Origin of the sequence: Methylocystis sp. IM3, from assembly GCF_038070105.1 — a bacterium.
Lineage (GTDB): Bacteria > Pseudomonadota > Alphaproteobacteria > Rhizobiales > Beijerinckiaceae > Methylocystis.
This window is the reverse complement of record NZ_JBBPBZ010000002.1, coordinates 3,566,639-3,581,638: the sequence shown is the minus strand read 5'-3', so window position 1 is coordinate 3,581,638 and position 15,000 is coordinate 3,566,639. Positions and strand designations below refer to the sequence as shown.

The 15,000-nt window shown below is 68.0% G+C and carries 14 protein-coding genes; 12 read left to right on the top strand and 2 right to left on the bottom strand.

The features are described from left to right. Window positions 1–36: 36 nt before the first annotated feature. The 8 genes from pdxH to ispG all read left to right on the top strand — a co-directional run bounded on the left by pdxH (window position 37) and on the right by ispG (window position 6,960). Complete coding sequence (gene pdxH, locus WOC76_RS19445) at window positions 37–651, top strand: pyridoxamine 5'-phosphate oxidase (protein ID WP_341104411.1); 615 nt, start codon at window positions 37–39, stop codon at window positions 649–651. Further along, window positions 648–1,235: a TIGR02301 family protein gene (locus WOC76_RS19440; protein ID WP_341104413.1), complete on the top strand. Its 588-nt coding sequence runs from the start codon at window positions 648–650 to the stop codon at window positions 1,233–1,235. The genes pdxH and WOC76_RS19440 overlap by 4 nt, the downstream gene beginning before the upstream one ends. 78 nt (window positions 1,236–1,313) lie before the next feature. Further along, the gene (locus tag WOC76_RS19435; RefSeq protein ID WP_341104415.1) at window positions 1,314–1,568 is read left to right on the top strand and encodes a hypothetical protein; all 255 of its coding nucleotides are present in this window, start codon (window positions 1,314–1,316) and stop codon (window positions 1,566–1,568) included. A 113-nt stretch (window positions 1,569–1,681) separates the two neighbouring features. Further along, window positions 1,682–2,779 (top strand): histidine phosphatase family protein, encoded by a 1,098-nt coding sequence (locus tag WOC76_RS19430; protein ID WP_341104417.1) that lies wholly within the window; start codon window positions 1,682–1,684, stop codon window positions 2,777–2,779. A gap of 58 nt (window positions 2,780–2,837) precedes the next feature. After that, window positions 2,838–4,148 (top strand): Nramp family divalent metal transporter, encoded by a 1,311-nt coding sequence (locus WOC76_RS19425; RefSeq protein WP_341104419.1) that lies wholly within the window; start codon window positions 2,838–2,840, stop codon window positions 4,146–4,148. 62 nt (window positions 4,149–4,210) lie between these two features. Next, window positions 4,211–4,501 carry a hypothetical protein gene (locus tag WOC76_RS19420; protein WP_341104420.1) on the top strand — a complete coding sequence of 97 codons (291 nt, stop codon included), beginning with the start codon at window positions 4,211–4,213 and terminating at the stop codon, window positions 4,499–4,501. Between the two features lie 112 nt (window positions 4,502–4,613). Beyond that, window positions 4,614–5,567, top strand: coding sequence for a J domain-containing protein (locus tag WOC76_RS19415; RefSeq protein WP_341104421.1), 954 nt, complete (start codon window positions 4,614–4,616; stop codon window positions 5,565–5,567). 97 nt (window positions 5,568–5,664) lie between these two features. Then, window positions 5,665–6,960, top strand: coding sequence for a flavodoxin-dependent (E)-4-hydroxy-3-methylbut-2-enyl-diphosphate synthase (gene ispG, locus WOC76_RS19410; RefSeq protein WP_341104423.1), 1,296 nt, complete (start codon window positions 5,665–5,667; stop codon window positions 6,958–6,960). Between the two features lie 14 nt (window positions 6,961–6,974). Here the strand turns inward: ispG and WOC76_RS19405 are convergent, their stop codons facing one another. Continuing rightward, window positions 6,975–7,805 carry a uracil-DNA glycosylase gene (locus WOC76_RS19405; protein WP_341104425.1) on the bottom strand — a complete coding sequence of 277 codons (831 nt, stop codon included), beginning with the start codon at window positions 7,803–7,805 and terminating at the stop codon, window positions 6,975–6,977. A 96-nt stretch (window positions 7,806–7,901) separates the two neighbouring features. After that, window positions 7,902–9,158 carry a crotonyl-CoA carboxylase/reductase gene (gene ccrA / locus WOC76_RS19400; RefSeq protein ID WP_341104426.1) on the bottom strand — a complete coding sequence of 419 codons (1,257 nt, stop codon included), beginning with the start codon at window positions 9,156–9,158 and terminating at the stop codon, window positions 7,902–7,904. A gap of 251 nt (window positions 9,159–9,409) precedes the next feature. Between ccrA and WOC76_RS19395 the strand changes: the two genes are divergently transcribed. The 4 genes from WOC76_RS19395 (at window position 9,410) to uppP (ending at window position 14,954) form a co-directional block, all read left to right on the top strand. Beyond that, complete coding sequence (locus WOC76_RS19395) at window positions 9,410–9,874, top strand: DUF2267 domain-containing protein (RefSeq protein WP_341104428.1); 465 nt, start codon at window positions 9,410–9,412, stop codon at window positions 9,872–9,874. 118 nt (window positions 9,875–9,992) lie between these two features. Beyond that, a complete protein-coding gene (locus WOC76_RS19390) occupies window positions 9,993–11,966 on the top strand; it encodes a protein meaA (RefSeq protein ID WP_341104430.1) in 1,974 nt (657 codons plus the stop codon). A gap of 248 nt (window positions 11,967–12,214) precedes the next feature. Then, the gene (locus WOC76_RS19385) at window positions 12,215–13,924 is read left to right on the top strand and encodes an OFA family MFS transporter (protein WP_341104431.1); all 1,710 of its coding nucleotides are present in this window, start codon (window positions 12,215–12,217) and stop codon (window positions 13,922–13,924) included. Between the two features lie 157 nt (window positions 13,925–14,081). Next, window positions 14,082–14,954: an undecaprenyl-diphosphatase UppP gene (uppP, locus tag WOC76_RS19380; protein ID WP_341104434.1), complete on the top strand. Its 873-nt coding sequence runs from the start codon at window positions 14,082–14,084 to the stop codon at window positions 14,952–14,954. The last annotated feature ends 46 nt before the right edge of the window (window positions 14,955–15,000 follow it).

Here is a 15,000-nt window from a genome sequence, read left to right as displayed (position 1 = left end):
GCGCGCCACGCCGGGCGCTCGAGAGAGGATTTTCGCGTGAACGCGTTAACGTCGGGTGACTTTGTCGAAGCAGTAGAACCCTTTGAGCTCTTCGGACGGTGGTTCGAGGACGCGCGGCATAAGGAGATCAACGATCCGGAAGCCATGGTCGTGGCGACCGTCGACGCCGACGGCCTTCCGGACGCGCGCATGGTGCTGATGAAGGAATGGAGCCCCGAGGGCTTCGTCTTCTACACCAACGCCGAAAGCGCCAAGGGCCGCCAGCTCTCCACCAATATGAAGGCGGCGGCGCTCTTCCACTGGAAATCGCTGCGCCGCCAGGTGCGTCTGCGCGGCCCCGTGGAGGCGGTGAGCGAGGCGGAGTCCGACGCCTATTATGCGAGTCGCCCGCGCGACTCGCGCATCGGCGCCTGGGCGAGCCAGCAGTCGCGTCCGCTGGAGAGCCGATTCGCGCTGGAGAAGTCGGTCGCGGCCTATGCGGCCAAATATGCGATCGGCGACATACCGCGTCCGCCCTATTGGCGCGGCTTCCGGATCCAGCCGGTCGCCATGGAGTTCTGGCAGGACCGTCCCTTCCGTCTGCACGACCGGCTGCGCTTCTTCCGCGAGGCGCCGGATCATGACTGGCGCAAGGAGCGCCTTTATCCATGAAGCGCAGCCTCGCCATGAGACGCAGCCTCGCCTTCCTTGCGCTCGCTTGCGTTTCGCTCCCGAGCTTCGAAGCCGGGGCCCAGGGGATTTTCGACAATCTCTTTGGCCCCGACCGTCCCGAGCGCGCGCCGCCACGGCCCGCTCGCGACGTCCCGCGCGCGGACAAGGAGAAGAAGCGCCCCGACGCGGCGGCCGCCAAGGCCAAGAAGAAGGGGGAGGCGGCCAAGGGGCAGCCGGAGACCGCCGCCAAACCGGGTGCGCCCGGCGGGGAGGCGCCGCCGCCGCCCTATGAGGGGCAGCTCGTGCGGCTTTCGGAAGTGCTCGGCGCGCTCGCCTTTCTGCGCGACCTCTGCCAGGAGCAGGACGGCGCCGAGTGGCGCGACAAAATGTCCGCCCTGATCGAGGCGGAGGCCCCGAGCGGCCCGCGGCGGGACAAATATGTCGCGGCCTTCAACCGCGGCTTTCATGGCTATGAGCTGACCTATCGGGCCTGCACCCAGAACGCCAGGGACGCGACGGCGCGCTATCTCGACGAGGCGGCCAAAATCTCCCGTGAGGTCAGCTACCGCTTCGGCGTTCCGTGAGGTTTCCCGCAAGCGGCAATTAACCTTTTGGAAAGAGGCCGGTCGCGCCGCGGGGGCGCGTTGTCTAAAGTGCCTCCCATGATGCAGCTGAACCTAGCGACTTTCGACGAGGCCGGCGGCGAGCAGCAGCGCGCCGCCCTGGCCTATGTGACCGAAGCCTTCGCCGAGGCGATCCTGGCGGGAATCGAGAGCGATTCATTCGCCCAGGCGGCGTTGTCGGCGGCGCTGCGCGAACTTGTCGCAACCTATGGCGAGGAGGCCGTCGCGCGCTTCGCAGAAGCCTTGCCAGAGCATATTCGCGCCGGCGAATTCACCTACGCCGCGCGGCATTGAGGCGCGGGAGCCGGCGGCTCCGGGCCAAAAGGCGACTGACTTTTGCGCGAAGATAGGGCAGAACAGCCCGGCGCGCGCCAAGCGCCGCGTCACGAGCAGCGCCCAGACGAGCGATGACCCGCACCATCATCTGTCTCGCCCGCCACGGCGAGACCAACTGGAACATCGAGCGCCGTTTTCAGGGCCAGTTCGACATCGCCCTGAATGCGCGCGGGCGCGCGCAGGCGCAGGCCCTCGCCCGCGAGCTCGACGGCGCGCATTTCGATCGTGTCTATTCCAGCGATCTGCGCCGCGCCCTCGCCACCGCCGCGCCCATCGCCGGCGCGCTCGGCCTCGAGGTGCGGGCGACGCAGCGGCTGCGCGAGAAGGACGACGGCGCCTGGCAGGGCCATACGCACGCCGAGGTGCAGGTCAAATACGCCGACGACTATCCGCATTATCTTTCCCGCAGGCCGGATTTCGCCGCGCCCGAAGGGGAGACGCTCGAGGAGTTTTCGCGCCGCATCCGCTCCGTCCTCGCCGACATCGCGCGGGAAAGCGCCGGGCTCACCGTGCTCGTCGTCGCCCATGCGGGCGTCCTCGACATCGCCTGGCGCATGGCCACCGGCCGGGCGCTCTCCGAGAAGCGCGAGCATCCGATCCTCAATGCGACGCCGAACTGGGTCGCCTATGAGGGCGGCAAATGGTCGCTCGTCGACTGGGCGCGGCCGGAGGGGCGCTCGGAGATCGCCGCGCCCTGGGACGGCGCGCCGCTGCCCCGCCGCGAGGCCGCCCGCGCGCTCGTCGTCGCGCCTTCGGGCCGGGCGCTGCTGATGCAATATGCGGGCGGGCTGTCGCCGCATTTTCTGGCGCTCGGGCATCATCACTTCTGGGCGACGCCGGGCGGCGCGCTCAAGGAGGGCGAAAGCTTCGAGACGGCGCTGCGGCGGGAGGTTCACGAAGAAACGGGCCTGCTGATCGGCCAGGACCTGGGCCCCGTCGTGGCGACGCGCGAATTCCCCATGGAGCTCGGCGACGATTGGCGCCAGGCGATCGAGCGCTATTTCCTCATCAGAACGGAAGAGTTTGCGCCTGCCCCGCAAAGCCTCACGCCAGAGGAGAAGACGCATCTTCTCGGATGGCGGTGGTGGTCTGCCGACGAGATCGCTGCGTCTTGTGAGCTGATCTTCCCGGAAGGCCTCGAAGCGTTGCTGCGCAAGGTCGTTTCCTGAAATCCGCCGCCTCCGCGAACGGGCGCCCGCGGACGGGCGACGTTCGGGAGGGGTTCACGTGGCCACATCCGCGCCGTGGGGGTCGACGAGCGGAGAGCTGAGGCGCTCCGTGGCGGTTCCCGCCGGCGGCAAGCTCGTCAATCGCATCTTCGTCTTTCTCGGCCCCGGCTATCTCGTCGCCACGGGCTACATGGACCCCGGCAATTGGGCGACGGCGCTCGCCGGCGGCTCCAAGTTTGGAACGGCGCTGCTTTTCGTCGCCGTGCTCTCGAGCCTCATGGCCATCGTCCTGCAGTCCCTCTCGGCGCGGCTCGGCGTCGGCGCCGGGCTCGATCTCGCCCAGGCCTGCCGCGCCCATATGCCCTTTCCGGTGGCGGTCTTCCTCTGGCTCCTCGCCGAGGCCGGCATTTTCGCGACCGATCTCGCGGAAGTGATCGGCACGGCGATCGGACTCGAGCTGCTTTTCGGCCTGCCGCTCGCCCTCGGCATCGTCGCGACGGCGCTCGACGCCTTTCTCGTGCTCGCCTTCGAACGGCTGGGCTTTCGCAAGATCGAGCTTTTCGTCGTGTCGATGCTCGGTCTGATCGGCTTCTGTTTCGCCGCCGAGCTCGTGATGGCGCGGCCGGACATGGCGGCGGTGGCGCGGGGCCTCGTTCCCACGTCGCGCTTCCTCGCCGATCCCGAGATGCTTTATCTCGGGCTCGGCATTCTCGGCGCGACGGTGATGCCGCACAATCTCTTCCTGCATTCCTTCGTCGTCCAGACCCGCGCCGTGGGCGTCTCGGCGCGGCAGAAGCGCGAAGCCATCCGCTTCGCCGTGCTCGACAGCTCCCTCGCGCTCTTTTTCGCGCTGCTCGTCAATGGCGCAATCCTGGTGCTGGCGGCGGCCGTGTTTCATACCCGGGGGCTCGATCAGGTGGCCGAGCTCGGCGAGGCGCATCGGCTGATCGCGCCGCTGCTCGGCGAGCCCCTGGCCGCGAAGCTCTTCGCCGTGGCGCTCATCGCCTGCGGGCTCAATTCGACCGTCACCGCCACGCTCGCCGGGCAGATCGTGATGGAGGGCTTCGTCCATTTGCGTCTCGCCCCCGCGGCGCGGCGCCTCGTGACTCGGGCGATCGCCATCGCGCCCGCCATCGCCGTCACGCTCTACGCCGGCGAGAGCGCGACGGCGCGGCTTCTGGTGCTGAGCCAGGTGGTTCTCAGCGTGACCCTGCCCTTCGCGGTGGTCCCTCTCGTGCTCTTCACCGCGCGTCGCGACGTGATGGGCGCGCTCGTCGCGCCCCGCCGCACGACCCTTGTCGCGGCCGTGATCGCGGCGGGCGTCATCGCGCTGAACGTGAAGCTGATCATCGACGCGGCCGCGGGCTGACGGCCGCGGGAACACAGGCGCCGCTTGCGCGTTCGAGACATTCACTCCAACCGGATGCAAAGATGAAAGTCGCTTCCCTGGGCGCCGCCGAAATCGAGCAGGCCCTCGTCTCCCCGTCTTCTGTTTTCGACGCGCCGAGCGAGATCGTTGAAACGCCGTCGCTGGCCAAGCTCATGAAAATCGAAATCCTCAAACGCTGGGAGCTCGACGCCCGCGCCCTGATGCGGGCGACCGAGGAAAATATGGCGGGCGGGGAGCCGAGCCAGATCGAGGCGGTCAACGACGCCCTCGCCCGCCTCGATCCCGAAGGCAAGGCGCTCGAGGATTTCGCGAAAGCGCCGACGAAGCTTTAAAATCCGCCCGGCTCGCGCTTGCGTTGGGGCGGCGTTTCTCCCACATAGACTTTTCATGACATTTGCGCCCGCGCCGCTTCGGGCGGGCGCTCCCATGGGCTGATTGGACACAATGCGCGATCCTTACGACGTACTCGGCGTTTCCAAATCGGCGAGCGCGGCCGACATCAAGAAGGCCTATCGCCAGCTCGCCAAGAAATACCATCCCGACCGCAACAAGGACGACGTCAAGGCCAAGGAGCGGTTCGCGGAAATCAATACGGCCTACGAAATCGTCGGCGACGAGAAGAAGAAAGCCCAATACGACCGGGGCGAGATCGGAGCCGACGGCAAGCCCAGGGGCTTTGAGGGCTTCGGCGCCGGCGCGGGGCAGGGCGGCTTCTCGCGCGCCTGGCGCTCGGCGGGCGCGGGGCCGGGGGCGAACCAGCATTTCGAATTCAATGTCGGCGGCCAGGGGGGCGGCGGCTTCGACCCGAGCGACCTCTTCGCCGATCTCTTCGGCGGGCGCCGGCGCGCCCAGCCGACGCCCGAGCGTGGCGAGGACGTCGCCGCGACGGCGACCGTGCCGCTCGAAACCGCCGCCAAGGGCGGCTCGGCCCGCGTCATTCTGCCCTCCGGCCGCACGCTCGAAGTCAAGGTTCCCGCCGGGGTGGAGGACGGCCAGCAGATCCGCCTGCGCGGACAGGGCCAGCCGGGCGGGCGCGGCGGCGAGCCCGGCGACGCGCTGGTGACGGTGAAGATCGCCCCCCACCCCTACTTCAAACCCGAAGGACGGGATCTGCGGCTCGATCTGCCGGTGACGATTTACGAGGCGGCGCTGGGCGCGAAGGTGCAGACGCCGACGCTCGACGGCAAGGTCGAGCTCGCCGTGCCGGCGGGCTCCAACGGCGGCCGCGTGCTGCGCCTGCGCGGCAAGGGCCTGCCCCAGACCGAGAGCAAGCCGGCCGGCGATCTCTATGTGACGCTGAAACTCATGTTGCCCGAGGAGCCGGACGCCGAATTCGAGGCGCGGCTGCGGGACTTGCGCGAGCGGCATCACTACGATCCGCGCCGGAAGATGGGTTAATCGAGCGCCCTCCCACATAGCCTCCTGGCCGCGCGCTTGACCCGCGCCTCATTCCGCGCGACCTAGGGCGAAAGCCATTCAACGGAGCCGTGACGAGATGACCGACGCTACCGAGTCCCGCCTGCCCGATCCCGTTTCCGCCGAGCCCGCGCCTCGCAAAAAGACCTGCGCCGTGCGGATCGGCTCGGGCGCCGGCGCCGTGACGGTCGGCGGCGGCGCGCCGATCGTCGTGCAGTCGATGACCAACACCGACACGGCGGACGTCGAGGCGACCGTCGCGCAGGTGACGGCGCTGGCGCAGGCGGGCTCCGAGATCGTCCGCATCACCGTCGATCGCAACGAGGCGGCGGCGGCCGTGCCGCATATCCGCGAGAAGCTCGACCGCAAGGGGATCAACGTCCCCCTCGTCGGCGATTTCCATTACATCGGCCACAAGCTCCTCGCCGATCATCCGGCCTGCGCCGAGGCGCTGGCCAAATATCGCATCAATCCGGGCAATGTCGGCTTCAAGGACAAGAAGGACCGCCAGTTCGCGGCGATCGTCGAACTCGCGGCGAAGCACGACAAGGCGGTGCGCATCGGCGCCAATTGGGGCTCGCTCGATCAGGAGCTGCTCACTTATCTGATGGACATCAACGCCGCCTCGGACCGGCCGATCGACGCGCGCGCGGTGACGCGCGAGGCGCTGGCGCGCTCGGCGCTGATGTCGGCCGCCCGCGCCGAGGAGATCGGCCTGGCGAAGAACCGCATCGTCATTTCGGCGAAGGTCTCCGCGGTGCAGGACCTCATCGCCGTCTATCGCATGCTCGCGCAGCGCAGCGACTATGCGCTTCATCTCGGCCTCACCGAGGCCGGCATGGGCTCGAAGGGGATCGTCGCCTCGGCCTCGGCGCTGGGCGTCCTGCTGCAGGACGGCATCGGCGACACGATCCGCGTCTCGCTCACTCCCGAGCCCGGCGGCGACCGCACGCTCGAAGTGCGCGTCGCGCAGGAAATCCTGCAAACCATGGGGTTCCGCACCTTCGTGCCGCTCGTCGCGGCCTGCCCCGGCTGCGGCCGCACCACCTCGACCGTCTTTCAGGAGCTCGCCCGCGACATTCAGGAGCATATCCGCGAGCGCATGCCGATCTGGCGCGCGCAATATCCGGGGGTCGAGACGCTCAATGTCGCGGTGATGGGCTGCATCGTGAACGGCCCCGGCGAGTCGAAACACGCCGACATCGGCATCTCGCTTCCCGGCACGGGCGAGACGCCGGCCGCGCCCGTCTTCATCGACGGCAAAAAGGCCATGACGCTGCGCGGCGAGGGCATCGCCGAGGAGTTCACCCGCATCGTCGAGGATTACGTCGCCCGCCGCTATGGGGGCGAGAAGGAAGGCGCGGCCGCCGAATAGCGCCCGCCGCGGCCCTACCCTTGCAGCAGCGCCGCCGCCGCGCGCAGATCGCGCCAGGCGGCCGGCTTCAGCGCCGGGCTTTTGAGCAGAGTGTCGAGCCCGCTGAACACGAACGCCCGTGTCCCGCCGGCGAGGTCGAAGGGCTTGCCGCGCAACCGGCTGACCGGCTCGCCCGTCTCCAGCGCCACGCGCGCCGGCGCCTCGCCGAAGAGCAGCACGACGCGCGGCCGCGCGAGCTCCAGGTGGCGGCGCGCAAAGGGCGCGAAAACCGCGATCTCCTGCGCCGTGAGCGCCCGGTCCCCCGCAGGACGCCAGGGCGCGACATAGGCGAGATAGGCGCTCTCGCGGCTCTGGCCGATCGCCGCGAGCATATTGTCGAGCAGCCGCGCCTTGTCGCCGCTGAAGGCCTCGCCGCTCGATTCCTCCGTCGCGCCCGGCGCGGCGTCGAGCGCCATGAGCGGCGCGCCGGGCGTGCCGGCGGCGAAGAGGAAATGCTCGGCCATCTCGCGGAAGGGCGCATAGGGGAAAGCGGCGAGCCGCGCGGCGAGCGCGCCGAGATCCTGCGCCGCGGCGGCTTCCGCCTCGGCGGCCCGCGCGGCCTCGTCCGGCGCGGCGATGACGGGCGCCGGGCGGCGCGGCGCGGCGGGCTCGGAGACGGGTTCTGCGGGCGCGGGGCCGGGCGCGAGGGCCGGCGCGGGGAGGCCCGCCGCCTGCGGCCCGCGGGCGCTGTCGGCGTAGCGGTCATGCGGCGCCGCATCGAGCGCGAGATCGACCCCGCTCTCGACATGCCAGTCGATGAGGGCGATGAGCGCGTCGCGCAGGTCGGGCGTCGGGGCGAGGGCCATGCGGCAGACTACCTCGCAGCAAGCGCGGGGAGCGAGAAAAAACGGCGCGCCAGTCGCCCGGCGCGCCGTCAAAATGATCGTCGGGGCGTCGCGCCCTTACTTCTTCCTGTTATAGGCCTCGGTCACGTCCTCGACCGTGTGCAGGCCGGGCTCGGGGGCGTTCACGAGCACCGCCATATTGCCGGGCGCATGTTCGTTCTTCCACATCTTCATATGCGCCAGCGGGATCTTGTCCCAGGCGAAGACCTCCGACATGCAGGGGTCGATGCGACGGTCGATGACGAACTGGTTCGCCGCCGCCGCCTGCTTGAGATGCGCGAAATGCGAGCCCTGAATGCGCTTCTGGCGCATCCAGACATAGCGGGCGTCGAAGGTGATGTTGAAGCCGCTCGTGCCGGCGCAGAACACCACCATGCCGCCGCGCTTGGCGACGAGGCAGGAGACGGGGAAGGTCGCTTCGCCCGGATGTTCGAAGACGATGTCGACGTCCTTCTTGCCGGTGATGTCCCAGATCGCCTTGCCGAACTTGCGCGCCTCCTTGGTCCATTCGACATATTCCGGCGAATTGACCTTGGGGAGCTGGCCCCAGCACTTGAAGTCCTTGCGGTTGATCACGCCCTTGGCGCCGAGCGACATGACGTAGTCGCGCTTCGACTCGTCCGAGATCACGCCGATGGCGTTGGCGCCCGAGGCGGCGCAGAGCTGCACGGCGAAGACGCCGAGGCCGCCCGAGGCGCCCCAGACCAGCACATTGTGGCCGGGCTTCAGCTCATGCGGCTCATGGCCGAAGAGCATGCGATAGGCGGTGGCGAGCGTCAGCGTATAGCAGGCCGACTCTTCCCAGCTGAGGTGCTTGGGGCGCGGCATGAGCTGGCGGTCCTGCGCGCGGCAGAACTGGGCGAAGGAGCCGTCCGGCGTCTCATAGCCCCAGATGCGCTGCGAGGGCGAGAACATCGGGTCGCCGCCGTTGCATTCCTCGTCGTCGCCATCGTCCTGGTTACAGTGGATGATGACTTCGTCGCCGACCTTCCAGCGCTTCACCTTGGAGCCGACCGCCCAGACGATGCCCGACGCGTCGGAGCCGGCGATATGATAGGGATTCTTGTGGCCGTCGAGCGGGGAGATGGGTTCGCCGAGCGAGGCCCAGACGCCGTTGTAGTTGACGCCGGCGGCCATTACGAGGACGAGCACGTCATGGCTGTCGAGCTCCCAGGTCGGGAGAACCTCGAGCTGCATCGCCGTCTCCGGCGGCCCATGGCGCTCTTTCCGGATCGCCCAGGCGTACATGTTCTTGGGAACATGGCCGAGCGGCGGGATTTCGCCCAACTCGTAAAGGTCTTTCTTCTCGCTCAAGGTAAAGCTCCCTCCACTCCATGAGGCATTGCGGCGTCGCAGCAATAACCGGCGAGCTTATAATCGTCCGGCGACGCGCGGGATAGGGTGAAAATTCCGATGGATCGGGCAGGTTTGGCCTATGGGCGCCCGATCGGGTCGTCGAGGCGCGCCGCCTGGCCGATGCGCGATAGATAATCCCTTACGCCTCCTCCCCGAAACGGGACGTAGAGGCGTCGGCGCCGGCGCGGCTCCCAGGGAGATGGAAAGCCATGAGCGAAACACAAGTGGCGGCCCTCGATCACACGGTTCAGCAGACAAATGCCTGGCTCAAGGCGCTCGCGGAAGACCATCGCCTCGGCGACCGGCCGCACGCCTACAGCGCGCTGCGCGCCGTGCTCCACGCGCTGCGCGACCGGCTGACGATCGAGCAGGCGGCGCATCTCGGCGCACAACTCCCCCTGCTCGTGCGCGGCATCTATTTCGCCGGCTGGCGGCCCGCCGGCCAGCCCGACCTCTGGCGCCGCCTCGACGAATTCGAGGCCCGCATCGCGAGAGAGCTGCCGCGTGGCTTTCCGGTCGACGCGGGAACGGCGGCGCGGGCGGTGTTCGCGGTGATCTGGCGGGAGATCGACTTCAACGAAACCGCCAAGGTGGTCTCCGATCTGCCGGCGCCGCTGCGGGAGCTGTGGCCGCCGGAGGCGCGTGATCTCGCGGAGGCGCGGGCGGCGGAGTGAGCCGCGGCGACGGTCTCGCCTGTCTCTTTGTGGCCTTCTCTCATGCGGCGAACAGCGGCGTCTCGCCCGCTTCCGCCTGCGTCGCGGCCATGCTATCGCAGCGGCGAGGAGGACCAAAATGAACGATACGTCTGCCCCGCGCCGCGACAAGCCCTGGATGTTCCGCACCTACGCCGGTCACTCGACCGCCGAGGCGTCGAACCGGCTGTATCGCTCCAATCTCGCCAAGGGTCAGACGGGTCTCTCCATCGCCTTCGACCTGCCGACGCAGACGGGCTACGACAGCGACCACATTCTGTCGCGCGGCGAGGTCGGCAAGGTCGGCGTGCCTGTGTCGCATCTGGGCGACATGCGCACCCTCTTCGACGGCATTCCGCTCGCCGAGATGAACACGTCCATGACCATCAACGCCACCGCCGTGTGGCTGATGGCGCTCTACATCGCCGCCGCCGAGGAGCAGGGCGCGCCGCGCGTCAAGCTGCAGGGCACGACGCAAAACGACATCATCAAGGAATATCTCTCGCGCGGCTCCTATGTCTTCCCGCCCGCGCAGTCGCTGCGCCTGACGCAGGACCTCATTCTCTTCACCACGAAGGAATGCCCCAAGTTCAATCCGATGAACGTCTGCTCCTATCATCTGCAGGAGGCGGGCGCGACGCCGGCGCAGGAGCTCGCCTATGCGCTCGCCACCGCGGTGGCGATCCTCGACGGCGTGAAGGCCGCCGGCCTGTCGCAGGAAGATTTCGATCAGGTCGTCGGCCGCATCTCCTTCTTCGTCAACGCCGGCATGCGCTTCGTCACGGAACTCTCCAAGATGCGCGCCTTCACCGAGCTCTGGGAGGAGATCACCCGCGAGCGCTACGGCGTGAAGGACGAGAAGCTGCGCCGCTTCCGCTATGGCGTGCAGGTCAATTCGCTGGGCCTCACCGAGCAGCAGCCGGAAAACAACGTCTATCGCATCCTCATCGAAATGCTGGCGGTGGTGCTCTCCAAGAACGCCCGCGCCCGCGCCGTGCAGCTTCCGGCCTGGAACGAGGCGCTCGGCCTGCCGCGCCCGTGGGATCAGCAATGGTCGCTGCGCATGCAGCAGATCATGGCCTATGAGACCGACCTGCTCGAATATGGCGACATCTTCGACGGCAATCCGGAGATCGCCCGCAAGGTCGCGGCGCTGAAGGAGGAGGCCAAGGCCGAATTGAAGAAGATCGACGAGCTCGGCGGCGCGGCGGCCGCGGTCGAGATCGGCTACATGAAGTCCAAGCTCGTCGAGTCGAACACGGCGCGCCTCGAAGCGATCGAGGCCGGCGAGCAGACCGTCGTCGGCGTCAACAAATTCACCTCCACGGAGCCCTCGCCGCTCGCCTCGGGCAGCGACGCCATCATGGTCGTGCCCGAGGGCGTCGAGGCCGATCAGATCGCGCGGTTGAAGGCCTGGCGCGAGAGCCGCGACAACACGGCCGCGAAGGCCGCGATCGAAGAGCTGGCGCGGGCGGCGAAAGAGGGCCGCAACATGGTCGAGCCCTCCATCGCCGCCGCCAAGGCCGGCGTCACGACCGGCGAATGGGGCGCGGTGCTGCGCGGCGTCTTCGGCGAATATCGCGCGCCGACGGGCGTCTCCTCGACGGCGCGCCAGGTCGGCGGCCAGCTCGACAAGGTGCGCGGCGAAGTGGAGCGCGTCGCCCACAAGGTGGGGCGCCGTCCGAAGTTCCTCGTCGGCAAGCCGGGCCTCGACGGGCATTCCAACGGCGCCGAGCAGATCGCCGTCCGGGCGCGCGACGTGGGCTTCGACGTGATCTACGCCGGCATCCGCTCGACGCCGGCGGAGCTTGTGGAAGCGGCGAAGAAGGAGGGCGTGCATTGCATCGGCCTCTCCATCCTCTCGGGCTCCCATGTGACCCTCGCGCATGAGGTGATGCGGCTGATGAAGGAAGAGGGCGTTTCGGCGCCGCTCGTCGTCGGCGGCATCATTCCGCCGGAGGATGAGAAGCTCCTGCTCGAGTCGGGCGTCGCGGCGGTTTATACGCCCAAGAACTACGATCTGAACGTCATCATGACGGACCTCGCGCAGATCATCGATCGCAGCGTCAACTGAGGACGTCCCGGCCGGGATTGCCTGAGCGGGCGCGCCCCGCTCCTGCCGGCGGCGTCGCGAGGGCGATTCTGGCCGTCTGCGAGACGGCCAGGGTCACGATTGATCGATCTTTTGCGGCGCGATATGCACAGGCTATCAAGGCGTTGCTGTCTTTGAAGAACGCGTTTTCTGCGGCCTGCTGTTTGCATGACGAAAACGCATCTCTCGTCAGTGGATTGGGCGCTCGGGCGCCGGGAAGGGTTTTGAAGATGGACGTTGCTGTCGCGCCGCAACCGAATTTCCTCTCCCGCGAGCGCACCATCGCCTCCCCGACGTTCAACCGCTGGCTTGCGCCCCCGGCGGCGCTCGCGATCCATCTGTGCATCGGCATGGCTTATGGCTTTTCGGTCTTCTGGCTGCCGCTGTCGCGCGTCGTGGGCGGCGCGGCGCCCAGGGAATGCGCGGCGGACATGAGCTTCCTCGCGACCATCGTGGCGACGGACTGCGACTGGAAGATCAGCTGGCTCGGCTGGACCTTCACGCTGTTTTTCGTGCTGCTCGGCTCCTCCGCCGCCATTTTCGGCCACTGGCTCGAGACGGCGGGACCGCGCAAGGCGGGCCTCGCCGCGGCCTTCTGCTGGTGCGGCGGCCTGCTGGTTTCGGCGCTGGGCGTCTATCTCCATCAGATCTGGATGCTGTGGCTCGGCTCCGGCGTCATCGGCGGCGTCGGCCTCGGGCTCGGCTATATCTCGCCCGTCTCGACGCTGATCAAATGGTTCCCCGACCGCCGCGGCCTCGCCACCGGCCTCGCCATCATGGGCTTTGGCGGCGGCGCCATGATCGGCGCGCCGCTCGCCGATCGGCTGATGAGCTATTTCGCGACGCCGACGTCGCCGGGCGTCTGGCAGACCTTCGCGGCGCTCGCTTGCATCTATTTCGTCTTCATGGTCTGCGGGGCGCTCGGCTATCGGGTGCCGCCGGAGGGCTGGGCCCCGCAGGGCTTCACGCCCCCGGCGCCGGCCGCCAACGCCCTCGTCACCCATCGCCACGTCCATCTCGACGTCGCCTGGAAGACCCGGCAGTTCTGGCTGCTGTGGGGCGTGCTGTGCCTCAATGTGTCGGCGGGCATCGGCGTGCTCGGCATGGCCTCGCCCATGCTGCAGGAGGTCTTTGGCGGCCGTCTGATCGGCCTCGACATCGGCTATGACGCGCTCGCCGACGAGCAAAGAAAGCAGATCGCCGCCATTGCGGCCGGCTTTACCGGCGTCTTGAGCCTGTGCAACATCGGCGGGCGCATAGGCTGGGCGTCGGCCTCGGATTTTCTGGGCCGCAAGGGCGCCTACGGCATCTTCTTCGTGCTGGGCCTCTTCCTCTATGCCGCCGTACCCTTTGCGGCCAAAGGCGGCGTCGTTTTCCTGTTCGTCCTGCTCTTCGCCGTCATCATCACAATGTACGGTGGCGGCTTCTCCACCATCCCCGCCTATCTCGCGGACATTTTCGGCACGCATTACGTCGGGGCGATCCACGGGCGCCTGCTCACCGCCTGGTCGACGGCCGGCGTGCTCGGCCCGGTGCTGGTGAACTACATCCGCGAATATCAGCTCGCCCACGGCGTGGCGCGCGAGGCCGCCTATAACCAGACCATGTATGTGCTCGCGGGCCTGCTGCTTCTGGGGCTCGTCTGCAACCTCCTCGTCCGGCCGGTGGACGAAAAATATTACATGACGGATGAAGAGGTCGCGGCCGCCAAAAAGACGAGCGTCGCGGCGATCCGCGAGGAAGAGAAGGAGCCGCACGCCGATTTCGAGGACTTCGTCGAGGAAGCGATGGAGCCTGCGACGGAACCAGCCGCGGCCGTTCGAGTTCGCGGCGACGGCCAATTCTCGCCCGTGCTTCTCCTGGCCTGGGCGGCGGTCGGGGTCCCGCTGATCTGGGGCGTGTCGATCACTCTCCTGAAGGCGATGGCGCTCTTTCGCTAGGCGCCGGCGCGGCGGGCGTCGCTTTTTCGCGCAAATGAGGCGCGCGCGCGTCGCCCCGCCTTCTTTTCTCTCCATTAACCAAATACCGGCACAGTGAAAATTCCGTAGTGCCCCGGCGCGCGTCGTCAAAACCGCGCCGCTTCCGGCGGGAGAAAAAATGGCGACGGCTTGCACCAATGGTCTCGACACGGGTTTCGTGGACCTCGGCTATATGAAAGTCGCGGCGCTGGGCGTCGTGCAGGGAATCACCGAGCTTCTGCCGATTTCCTCAACCGCCCATATGCGCATCGTGCCGGCGCTGCTCGGCTGGAAGGACCCCGGCTCCGCCTTTTCGGCGGCGATGCAGCTCGCGGCGCTCGCGGCCGTGATCAGCTATTTCTGGGACGATATCCGCACGCTGGCGGTCGGCTCGATCGCCGCGCTCAAGCGCCGCGACTTCAACGACTGGACCTTCCGCTTCGTGCTGTGGATCGGCTTCGCGACGATCCCCATCGGGCTCGCCGGCATTCTTCTGTCGCATACGCTCAACGCTTGCGGCTCGCCGTTGCGCACCCTGCCCGTGATCGGCATTTCCTGCATCGTCATGGCGGCGCTGCTCGCGATCGCGGAGCTTTATTGCAACCACAAGCGCACGCTCGATCACGTCAGCCTGAAGGATGCGATGATCGTCGGCCTCGCGCAGGTCGGCGCGCTGATCCCCGGCGTGTCGCGCTCGGGCTCGACGCTGACGGCGGCGCTGTTCCTGGACCTCAAGCGCGAGGAGGCGGCGCGCTTCTCCTTCCTTCTCGGCCTGCCGGCCATCGCGCTTGCCGGGCTGAAGGAGCTTTGGGAGCTGCACAAGGCGCATCTCGATCTGCACGGCTGGTCCGTGCTGACGCTCGGCCTCATCATCGCCTCGATCTCCGCCTTCGCGGCCATCTGGGGCCTGCTGCGGATTCTCGAGCGCTTCTCGGCCTGGCCCTTCGTCGTTTATCGCGGCTTCATCGGCGTCGTGCTGCTGGTGGGCTTCTACGTGGGCTGGCTCGCCTGACATCGGACGGCGGCGTCATTCTCCAGACGCCGCCTCGCTCTTTTGT

Bases quoted from the DNA above. Each gene is read 5' to 3' on its own strand.
- WOC76_RS19440 (WP_341104413.1), top strand. From the start codon at position 648: ATGAAGCGCAGCCTCGCCATGAGACGCAGCCTCGCCTTCCTTGCGCTC.
- WOC76_RS19435 (WP_341104415.1), top strand. From the start codon at position 1,314: ATGATGCAGCTGAACCTAGCGACTTTCGACGAGGCCGGCGGCGAGCAG.
- WOC76_RS19430 (WP_341104417.1), top strand. From the start codon at position 1,682: ATGACCCGCACCATCATCTGTCTCGCCCGCCACGGCGAGACCAACTGG.
- WOC76_RS19420 (WP_341104420.1), top strand. From the start codon at position 4,211: ATGAAAGTCGCTTCCCTGGGCGCCGCCGAAATCGAGCAGGCCCTCGTC.
- WOC76_RS19415 (WP_341104421.1), top strand. From the start codon at position 4,614: ATGCGCGATCCTTACGACGTACTCGGCGTTTCCAAATCGGCGAGCGCG.
- ispG (WP_341104423.1), top strand. From the start codon at position 5,665: ATGACCGACGCTACCGAGTCCCGCCTGCCCGATCCCGTTTCCGCCGAG.
- WOC76_RS19405 (WP_341104425.1), bottom strand. From the start codon at position 7,805: ATGGCCCTCGCCCCGACGCCCGACCTGCGCGACGCGCTCATCGCCCTC.
- WOC76_RS19395 (WP_341104428.1), top strand. From the start codon at position 9,410: ATGAGCGAAACACAAGTGGCGGCCCTCGATCACACGGTTCAGCAGACA.
- WOC76_RS19390 (WP_341104430.1), top strand. From the start codon at position 9,993: ATGAACGATACGTCTGCCCCGCGCCGCGACAAGCCCTGGATGTTCCGC.
- WOC76_RS19385 (WP_341104431.1), top strand. From the start codon at position 12,215: ATGGACGTTGCTGTCGCGCCGCAACCGAATTTCCTCTCCCGCGAGCGC.
- uppP (WP_341104434.1), top strand. From the start codon at position 14,082: ATGGCGACGGCTTGCACCAATGGTCTCGACACGGGTTTCGTGGACCTC.